This is a genomic window from Actinomyces succiniciruminis, assembly GCF_900002405.1.
In the GTDB taxonomy this organism is placed as follows: domain Bacteria; phylum Actinomycetota; class Actinomycetes; order Actinomycetales; family Actinomycetaceae; genus Actinomyces; species Actinomyces succiniciruminis.
Genome location: NZ_LK995465.1, coordinates 1 through 9,439 on the forward strand (window position 1 = coordinate 1; position 9,439 = coordinate 9,439).

The 9,439-nt window shown below is 70.2% G+C and carries 10 protein-coding genes; 2 read left to right on the plus strand and 8 right to left on the minus strand.

Annotation, left to right across the window (positions count from 1 at the left end; translation table 11 throughout):
• The 3 genes from BN1056_RS00895 to BN1056_RS00905 form a co-directional block, all read right to left on the minus strand.
• Window positions 1–723 (minus strand): AAA family ATPase (locus tag BN1056_RS00895; protein WP_210578339.1); only part of this gene is annotated, 723 nt, incomplete at its 3' end.
• Complete coding sequence (locus BN1056_RS00900; protein WP_210578341.1) at window positions 723–2,162, minus strand: exonuclease SbcCD subunit D; 1,440 nt, start codon at window positions 2,160–2,162, stop codon at window positions 723–725. The genes BN1056_RS00895 and BN1056_RS00900, both read right to left, overlap by 1 nt.
• A 100-nt stretch (window positions 2,163–2,262) precedes the next feature.
• Window positions 2,263–2,481, minus strand: a complete 219-nt coding sequence (locus BN1056_RS00905) for a hypothetical protein (RefSeq protein WP_210578343.1) — start codon at window positions 2,479–2,481, stop codon at window positions 2,263–2,265.
• Window positions 2,482–2,516: 35 nt separating this feature from the next.
• On the opposite strand from BN1056_RS00905, the gene BN1056_RS00910 reads away from it, so the two are divergent.
• Window positions 2,517–3,107: a flavin reductase family protein gene (locus BN1056_RS00910; protein WP_210578346.1), complete on the plus strand. Its 591-nt coding sequence runs from the start codon at window positions 2,517–2,519 to the stop codon at window positions 3,105–3,107.
• Between the two features lie 111 nt (window positions 3,108–3,218).
• On the opposite strand, the gene BN1056_RS00915 is transcribed toward BN1056_RS00910, so the two are convergent.
• The 5 genes from BN1056_RS00915 to hisN all read right to left on the minus strand — a co-directional run bounded on the left by BN1056_RS00915 (window position 3,219) and on the right by hisN (window position 7,899).
• The gene (locus tag BN1056_RS00915; protein WP_210578348.1) at window positions 3,219–3,398 is read right to left on the minus strand and encodes a hypothetical protein; all 180 of its coding nucleotides are present in this window, start codon (window positions 3,396–3,398) and stop codon (window positions 3,219–3,221) included.
• A gap of 74 nt (window positions 3,399–3,472) precedes the next feature.
• A complete protein-coding gene (locus BN1056_RS00920) occupies window positions 3,473–3,883 on the minus strand; it encodes a metal-sensitive transcriptional regulator (protein ID WP_210578351.1) in 411 nt (136 codons plus the stop codon).
• Window positions 3,880–5,541, minus strand: a complete 1,662-nt coding sequence (locus BN1056_RS00925; protein WP_280516423.1) for an FAD-dependent oxidoreductase — start codon at window positions 5,539–5,541, stop codon at window positions 3,880–3,882. The genes BN1056_RS00920 and BN1056_RS00925 overlap by 4 nt, the downstream gene beginning before the upstream one ends.
• 480 nt (window positions 5,542–6,021) lie before the next feature.
• Window positions 6,022–6,885 carry an undecaprenyl-diphosphate phosphatase gene (locus BN1056_RS00930; RefSeq protein WP_210578354.1) on the minus strand — a complete coding sequence of 288 codons (864 nt, stop codon included), beginning with the start codon at window positions 6,883–6,885 and terminating at the stop codon, window positions 6,022–6,024.
• 180 nt (window positions 6,886–7,065) lie between these two features.
• Window positions 7,066–7,899 (minus strand): histidinol-phosphatase, encoded by an 834-nt coding sequence (hisN, locus tag BN1056_RS00935; protein WP_210578356.1) that lies wholly within the window; start codon window positions 7,897–7,899, stop codon window positions 7,066–7,068.
• A gap of 259 nt (window positions 7,900–8,158) precedes the next feature.
• On the opposite strand from hisN, the gene BN1056_RS00940 reads away from it, so the two are divergent.
• Window positions 8,159–9,439 (plus strand): ABC transporter permease (locus BN1056_RS00940; RefSeq protein ID WP_210578357.1); only part of this gene is annotated, 1,281 nt, incomplete at its 3' end.

The following is a 9,439-nucleotide window of genomic DNA, read 5'->3' on the forward strand; positions in this document are numbered from 1 at the left end:
TTCGGGTTCTGATACGACGGTGGTCGGCGTGGGGGAATCGGGCGCGGGCAGTAGCGGGGCCAGGACGTCGGCGCGGGTGCGCAGGGCCTGTCGGGCCGCCTCCGTCTGCCGCTCTACGTCGCGTCTGCGGGCGCGTAGCTCCTCCTGCATGGCGTCGAAGATGCCGGTGCCGAACACGTCGCGCAGCAGTTCGTGGCGCTGATCGGAGGTTGCTCGTAGAAACCGGGCGAACTTCCCCTGGGGCAGGATCACCGTCTGGGTGAACTGCTCCCGGTCCAGGCCCACGATCCGCCGGATCTCCTTACCCGCCTCGTCGACGCGGGTGATCGGTTCATCCACGGTTGTCCCAGCGGGAGCCGACATCCGCCACAGCTTCACCGTGGCGTTCTGCTTGGTGGTGCCGCTGCCGCGCTGCTTGGGCCGCATGTACTCCGGCGTGCGCAGGACGCGATAGACGCCGGCGGAGGTGGAGAAGACCAGGTCCACCGTGCTGCGGACGGCGGGGTCTACGAGGGTGGAGCGGATGCGCTGCTTGGAGGAGCCGTCGGAGTCGGCCACCTGCCCGTACAGGGCGAACACGATCGCATCGATGATGGTGGTCTTGCCCGAGCCGGTCGGCCCGGTCAGCAGGAAGCGGCCGGACGCGGCGAAGCGGTCGAAGTCGATGGTCTCCGTGCCGCGGAACGGGCCTACGCCGGTGATGGTCAGTCGGTGCAGTCGCATCAGCGCTCCTCCTTACTGCTGGTCTGGCGGCGGGCGGCGTCGTAGACCTCGGACATGATGGCGTGCTGGGCCGGGCTCGGAGCGTCCCCGAGCATCTCGGCCAGGAAGCGGTCGGCCACCTCCACCGGGTCGGAGGCGCGGCTGATCGTGATGGCTTCGCGCTGCTCGCGTTCGGGGCGGGCGTGGGAGAAGGCCAACAGGTTGGGAAAGCGATCCTTGAGCTGTGCCATGGTGCCCGACGGCATGGGCCCGGTGAGTTCCACCCGTATCCAGTCGGTGGCGTGTGCGGCGTTGGCGGGGGCGAGCAGTTCCTCGAGCGTGCCGCGCAGCGTGGTGGGCCGGTACGGAGTGGGCGTGGGGATGCGTTCCAGGCGAGTGACGCCGGAGGCGTCCAGTTCCAGCAGCACGGAGGACTTGGCGGCGTCGGCCTCCGGGAACGAGAAGGGCAGCGGGCTGCCGGAGTAGACCAGGCGCGGGTGGGAGGCGCCCGTGCCGGCCGCCTCAGCGACGGCCTGCGCGCCGTCGGCCCCGCGGTTCCGGGCGGGGCCGTGCAGTTCCTGGGGGCGGTGCAGGTGGCCGAGGGCCACATAGTCGAGTCCGCCGGAGGCGCCCGCCAGCGGTGAGCCTCCGAGCGTGGTGAACACGCCGGTCGGGACGGAGTCCACTCCGCCCACGCGGATATCCCGTTCGGAGTCGGGACTGGCCTGAGCGCCGACGACGAAGGCATGCGCCATGGCCAGCGCCGGCACCCTGGCCGCGTCGTCGGCCCGCCGCTCAGCCAAGTCGTGCGCCACCAGCCGCAAAGCCCCAGAGACCACCGCCTCGTGGCTGCGCGGCAGTAGGCCGGAGCCGGCCTGGGAGGGCGAGTCTGCGCGGGAGGGGGAGTCGACGTCGCTGGCGCTCGCGGGGGACTCGCCGTCGGCGGGTGAGAGCACGGCGAGGTCGGCCGGAGCCGCATCATCGCCCCGCACGCCCGAGCCCTCTCCCTCCCCGAGGCGCTCGGCGAGCAGACGGGGCAGGGATACGCGGGCGGCGTCGGGGTCCAGGTAGGGCAGGGCGTAGACGTACAGGCCGGGGCGGCCGGCGGCGTCGGGGATGATGACGGGCCGGTCGACGTCGGCCACGCGCACGCGCAGGTCCAGCCCCTCGCGCAGCAGGGCGGCGGCGAAGCCGAGCCGCTGGGCGGAGTCGTGGTTGCCGGGGGTAAGCACCACGCGGGTGCGGTCGGCCAGGCGGCACAGGGTGTCATCGAGCAGGCGGACGGCGGCGGTGGGCGGGATGGCGCGGTCGTACACGTCTCCGGAGATGACGACGGCGTCCACCTGCTCGGAGTCCACCAGTTCGATCAGATGGTCGGCGAAGGTGGCCTGGGCGTCGTCGAGCACCCGGCCGTGGAAGGTGCGCCCGAGGTGCCAGTCGGAGGTGTGGAGGATCCGCATGCCCGCAGCCTCTCACAGACCTCCGACACGAATTCCAGGGGCTTAGCGGGCGGCGTTCAGGGGACTGCTGCCCAGCGGTCGGCGGGCGGGCGCGTGACGGTCAGCCGACGTGGTGAACCTGCCCGAGGGAGTCGACTTCGGGGACGATGTCGATTTCCCAACTGGAGTGGTCGGTGGCCGCGTCAACGGTATCGAGGTAATCGATGACCTGCTGGCGTGCCCGGTAGAGGTGGGCTACCTGGGTGTGGTGGTCGTCGTCGAGCTCGAGCTCCCAGCCTCCTGGCCAGCGGGTCGCGGTCGCCGTAGGGCTCCGGTTCATGCCTCGACCTTATACTGGAGGCTGTGGGGCAAGGCATGGATAAGATCGCGGCTTCGCCTTTTCATCCACTGCCCGCGGACAAGTGGCAGTGGCGTCCGTCCCCTGTGCCCGGACAGATCGTGTATGTGACGACTCGCGATGCCGACGGCGAGGTGAATCTGGCGCCGAAGAGCTGGGTGTCAATGGCCGCCTTCCGCGGGCCGATCATCGGGTTCGGATGTTCCGAGCAGCATCAGACCTGTGTCAATGCGACCGCCACCGGACGCTTCACTCTGAACTTCCCTACCGCCCGGCAGGCCGAGCGGGCCGCAGAGGTCGCGGATGCACCCAGAGAAAGCAGGCTGGCCGTGGCGGGCCTGACGCTGGAAGAGTCACGCGTGGGCGGGGTGCCGCACCTACTGGAGTGCCCGGCGTACGCAGACTGCAGCCTGACTCGAACAGTGCGGTTTGATGGTGGAGAAGTCTTCCTATTCGGAAGGATCGACCTGCTTGCGATGCACGAAGAACTGTTCCGGTTACCAATAGAGGAGGCCTACGCCCGACTCGCCCCGGCCTTTTTCTGTGAGTCCGGTGTTGTTGGTGAACTGCGGGTGGGGGTAAGGAAGAGTGTCCGAGATCGGCATTAACATGCCAGTGGCGGTGAGGCGCGATTCCTAAATCGTTGGAATGACGCGGTTTTCCGGGGCGGTTGCCGACCTGCCGGGCACGTTTCTGCCGAATTTGGACAGTTCGGCGCGCTACTTCCGGCCGAAGAGCCCCCGCAGGAAGCTCGACGGCGTGGCGGGCGCGGCGGGCTTGTCGTCGTGGCCCTGGCAGCGCTGCGACTTGGGCACGCCCGCCAGCGCCTGCTCAATGTGCTGCCCGCAGCCGGCCCAGGTGGGCTTGCCGCACTGCTTGCACGTCACCTTGCGACACATGATGTTCTCCTTGTTTTGGTTTCGGTTGATCGGGTTGAAGGAAAGCGGCGATGCCCGGCGCGCCCGGGTGGCGCTCAGACCAGGGACAGGAAGATCTTCTCCAGCTCGTCCATGGTCAGCGCCCCCGGCCGGGAAGCCCCATTCGACGAGGCCCCGGTCCCGTCGGTCTCGCCGACGCCGTCCCTGCCGTCCCGGCCGGCCGACGCCGTCCGCTCGCCGTCGGCGCAGGCCTGCATGGCGGTGGCGACGATGACGAACCCGGCCCGGTTCAGCGCGTGGGTCACCGCCGACAGCTGCGTGACGATCTCCTTGCAGGAGGCGTCGCGTTCGGCGGCGTCGATGACGGCGTCCAGCTGGCCACGTGCTCGCTTGAGCCGGTTGACGATGCGCCGCTTCGTCTCCGGATCGCACTCGAATCCCGGGGCCGCCGTCGTCGCGGCGGCACCTCGAGTTGCCGCATCTTGAGCCTTGGCCACGGCGATCACGCCCCCACCAGGTAGGAGTCGGCGTCGTCCCCCAGCCAGGATCGCAGAGTGATCATGCCGCCGGTGAGAACCGAGGATTTCAGCCCATTACCCGCCAGGATCCGGTGGGCGATATTCGCCCGCATCCCCACCCGGCAGATCACGCCGATGGGGCGTCCCGCGGCGGCCTGCCGCACCTCCTCGATGCGGGCGCGCAGCTCGGTGTGCGGAATGTTGAGGGCGCCCGGCACCATGCCGCGGGCGACCTCGGCCCTCGTGCGCACGTCCAGCAGCAGGTGGGTCTGGCGGACCCGCTCCAGGTCGCGCACATCCCACACCTCCACGGTTCCGTTCAGGACATTCGCTCCCAGCATTCCGGCCAGGTTCACTGGGTCCTTCGCCTGTCCGAAGGGCGGGGCGTAGGCCAGGTCCAGGTCGATCAGGTCCGCAACGCCCAGTCCGGCGCGGATGGCTGTGGCCAGCACGTCGATGCGCTTGTCGACGCCGTCGCGGCCCACGCACTGGGCGCCGAGAATCCGCCCGTCCGGGGTGAAGTTGACCGACAGGTGCAACTGGGATGCCCCCGGGAAGTAGCCGGCGTGCTGGTTGGGGTGCAGGTGGATGGTCGTGTACTCGATCCCGGCGGCGTCCAGCGCGGCGCGGTTCGCGCCGGTCATCGCCGCCGTCATACCCCCGACGCGCACGATGGCCGTGCCCAGGGGTGCGGGGATCGGGCGGGCGTGGTCGGGATCCATGATGAAGTCGGCCACCAGCCGCCCCGCCCGGTTCGCCGGGCCTGCCAGGGGGACGGGACGCCGGGCACCGGTCACCGGATCGGTGGCCACGGTGGCGTCGCCGACGGCGTACACGTGCGGCAGGTTCGTGCGGCCGTGCTCGTCGACGACGATCGCCCCGCGCTCCAGCTCCAGCCCGGAGGAGGCGAAGGCGTCGGTGTCCGGGCGAACCCCCGTGGCCAGGACGATCAGGTCGGCCCGTACGCCCGTGCCGTCGGCCAGGCGGACCTCATCGGCATCGGCGCCGTGGGTGATGGACTCGGCGGCGGTTCCCGTGCGGACGTCGACGCCGAGCCCGCGCAGCTCCTGGGTGATCGGGTAGGCGTGCTCCCGCTCCAGCGGCGGCAGCACGTGCTCCGCGTACTCGACGATGGTGGTGGCAATGCCGCGCTTGGCCAGCACCTCGGCGGCCTCAACGCCGATGAAGCCCGCGCCCAGGACGACGGCGGACCGGGCGCCCGCGTCCGCCCACTCCCGCAGACGGGCGGCGTCCTCAACACTGCGCAGGGTGGCCACGCGCGGCGAGTCGAGCCCGTCGACGGGTGGGCGCGTGGCCTGCGCGCCGGGGGAGAGCACCAGGGCGTCGTAGTCGAGGCGCTGGACGCCGTCGGCGGTGCGCACGATCACCTCCTGCGCCTCGGGGTCGATGCCGACCACGTCGTGTCCGGTGCGCACGTCCAGGTTCAGCCAGGCGCGCAGCCGCTCGGGGGTCTGCACCAGCAGGTCTTCCTGGTCCTCGATCTCGCCGCCCACGTAGTAGGGCAGGCCGCAGTTGGCGAAGGAGACGTGCCGCCCGCGGTCCAGGACGATGATCTCGGCCTCCTCGCTCAGGCGGCGCGCGCGGGCGGCACAGCTCATGCCCCCGGCGACGCCGCCGACGATCACCAGCCGGCGGGGCCGTCCGGAGCCGGAGAGCGCGGCTGCGCCGTCGTCGGGGAGTGAAGCAGCGGCCGGGGAGGAAACAGTTGGGGTCAACGTCGTGCCTTTCGCGTCGTCGTGCCGTGGTGCAGCATTCGGTGCCCATTCCGGGCGATCGCCTGCACGCGACAATACCCCAGGGGGTATTTGATATGCAGTATGCGCCCGATGCGACCTCGGTCACTGATCGCTGCCGATTGTGGCCGCCCCGGTGAGTGCGCTGGCGCAGGGGTAGCGCTCCGGCTCCTTCGGCGGCGTTATCGCCGCACGCTCCGGGCGGCGAATGTCCAAAAACGGCACGAACGCCGAGCGTGCGTCTTCGAGCCACTCACAAAACGGCTTGATTCCAACGATCTGAAAACAGCCGTCGGTCGAGACGGGCGCGTTCGTGCCGGATTTGGACAGTTTCGCGCCGAGGACTGTCGGCGAGCGTGCCGTTGCCGGACGTCAGGCGGCGATGGTGCCGCTGGCCACCAGCACGATGATCAGCAGACCCAGCAGCACGCGGTAGATGAGGAAGCCGGTGAACTTGTTGGAGGAGACGAAGCGGAGCAGCCAGGCGATCGTCGCGTAGGCAACCAGGCCGGACACGATTGTGGCGATCGCCGTTGCCCCCCAGCCGACCGTCGCGGAGATGTCCCCGGCGGCGGTGACCGCCTCCAGGGCGCCGGCGGCGAGCAGTGCCGGGATTCCCATGAAGAAGGAGAGACGGGTGGCGGTGACCCGGTCGAAGCGCAGGAACAGTCCCGCGGAAATGGTTGCGCCCGAGCGGGAGATACCCGGGAACACGGGCGCCAGCGCCTGAAAGCCGCCGATGATCAGGGCGTCCTTGAGGGACACCTCGCGCATGCCCTTGCCCGAAGAGGTGTGGGCGGCTCCGGTCGGCCCGTCGCTGCGCCGGTCGGCCAGCCACATGACACCCGACCACAGGATCAGCGCCCCCGCGATGACCCACAGGGAGCGGGCGGTGACTTCGATGAAGTCCTTGAACAACAGGCCCACCACGGCCACCGGGATCGAGCCGAGGATGATGCCCCAGCCGAGCGTGTAGTCGGGGTCGGTGCGCGCCTCGGCGTCGGCCAAGCCCTTGAACCAGGCGGCCACAATGCGCACGATGTCGCCCCAGAAGTAGACGACGGCGGCCAGGATGGCGCCCACCTGGATGACGGCGGTGAAGGCGGTCATGCCCACGGAGTCGATGTCGTAGTGCAGTAGCTTCTCAACGATGTTCAGATGCCCGGTGGAGGACACGGGCAGGAACTCGGTGATGCCCTCGACAATGCCGAGGATGACGGCGTGCAGCCAGTTCATGAGGCTCCCAGGGATCGGGTGCGGTGTTTCCTGAGAGGCTACCGGGCATGGCCCGTCCCGTGCGTATCCGCGCGTGTGGAACCGGCCTCAGCACGACCGGGCCAGGCCCCAGGCTCCGCCGCCCGACGACGGCGCCCCGGTACGCGTCGGACCGCGGCCCGCCCGGCGTCGTCGCCCGGGTCAGTCGGTCTCGGCGGACAGGTGCTCCAGGACCGCCTCATGCAGCAGGGTGTTGGTGGCGACGGCGCTGCCGCCCCAGGGGCCCGCCTCGCCGGACAGGGAGGTGAAGCAGCCGCCCGCCTCCTGAACGATTGGCACCAGGGCACCCATGTCGTACAGTTCCAGCTCCGGCTCGGCAGCCAGATCCACCGCCCCCTCGGCCAGAAGCATGTAGGACCAGAAATCCCCGTAGGCGCGGGTGCGCCAGCAGGCCTGCATCAGCGACAGCATGCCGCGCAGCCGCCGCCGCTCGGCCCAGCCGGACAGCGAGGAGTAGGACAGGGAGGCGTCCTCCAGACTCGCCACGCTGGATACGTGCAGGCGGCGGGCCGAGGCCAGGGAACGGCCGGTCCAGGCGCCGCCGCCCCGCACCGCCCACCAGCGCCGCCCGAGCGCGGGCGCTGAGACCAGGCCGACGACGACCTCGCCGTCCTCGACCAGGCTGATGAGCGTGGCCCACACGGGCACGCCCCGCACGAAATTCTTGGTCCCGTCGATCGGGTCGATTACCCACTGGCGGGGGGAGTGGCCGGTGGTGCCGAACTCCTCTCCGAGCACGGAGTCGCGGGTGCGGGCGCGGGCCAGGTAGTCACGGATCAGGCGCTCGGTCTCACGGTCAGCCGCGGTCACGGGGGTCAGGTCGGGTTTGGTCTCCACCTCGAAGTCCTGGGCGTCGAAGTGCGCCTGAGTGAGCGGATCCACCTGGTCGGCGATGGTGTGTGCCAGGTGCAGGTCGTCGCGCCAACGGCGCTCCGCCGCGGGGGACGTGGGGGAGGAACCGGCATTGCTGCTCATGGCACGAGGGTAGACGGATATCGAGCGCTTCCGGCTCCGACGGGGCCGAAGGACACTCGATTACCGTGGCGGACGGGGCGCGGACTCCTACCGCAGGAGGAGCATGCGCGGGCCGAAGGTCGTAGGCGGCGGTGAGGCTTTGGTACCGCAGGACCCCGAAAAGATCCGTCGAAGTGAGGTTTCGGGTCTTGCGGGCGGCTCGTAGCGTGAGTCTCAGCCGTCCGGATGCGGTCGGAACCCAAGCGAAGGAGCCCCACCCATGCCCGCCATGCTCGACCTGCGCCGCACCCTGGCCGCCCTGGTGGCGGTGGCCATGAGCGCGGCCCTGATCGTCTTCAGCTTCATCATCTCCGACACGGCCACCACCCAGATGACCGCCGCCGCCCGCGCCAGCCTGGGGGACGCCGACGTCGTCGTCCTGCCCGAGCGGGGCGAGGAGCTGTCCGAGGACGCCGCCGGTGCCGTCTCGGCGGCCTCCGGCGTGGCCGGTGTGCGCAGCTACACGGAGGGAACCATCTGGATCGACCGCATGGGCAGCAGCGGCGGCACCGAGTTCACCTACGTACTGGACGTGCCGTCACCGTCCGGCAGCACCCGCCTGGTAGAGGGGCGCCTGCCGGATAAGGAGGGAGAGATCGCGGTCTCGCCCTCGGTCGCCGAGCAGGACGTCGCGGTTGGCAGCGCCATGGCGCTCAAGGAAGACCCGGTTGCCGCCCCCACCACCGCGACCGTGGTGGGTGTGATCGCCCCCGGACCCGAGATCACCCGCTGGAACACCGGTGAGCAGTACATCTTCGCCACCGCCGATGAACGCGCCGCCCTGGGGCTGTCGACGGCCCCGGCGGCCCTCTATGCGAACGCAACCGCGGGTACGAGCACGCAGGACCTCATGGACTCCGTCTCCCAGACACTCAACGCGAATGGTCTGAACGCGGGCGTCTACACCGCCTCCGACATCGTCATGATGCGCGCATCGAACATGGGTGACATGAACTCCACCACGCAGATGCTGTTGCAGCTGCTCGGCCCGGTGTGCGCGGTGGTGGCCGGGATCGTGATTGCCACGACCTTCTCCACCCTGTTGGCGCGGCAGGCCCGGCAGACCGGACTGCTGCGCTGCATCGGCGCCGGCCGGACGCAGGTGATGGGTTCGGTGCTGCGCAGCGCCCTGGCCACCGGCCTGGCGGGCTCGGCGGTGGGCGCTCTCCTGGGCGTGGTGCTGGCCGCGCTTGTGGCCCGCTCCGGACTGGTGGAAGGCTTGGAGGCTCGCTACCTGACGGTCAACCGGCAGACCGTAGTACTGGCGGTGGTGCTCAGCACGGTGGTGACGCTGGTGGCGGTACTGCGCCCGGCCCGTCAGGCCACCCGGGTCTCGCCCCTGATTGCCCTGACCGGGCAGGTGGCCGACGAGCGTTCGCTGAGCCGTCGCCGGATGCGGACCGCTGCCGCCGGGGTGGTGGTGGCCCTGATCGGACTGGGCATCACCTGGCTGAGCATGTGGGCGCAGGCCGGTTTCGAATCCGACTGCGTCTGGCCCCGG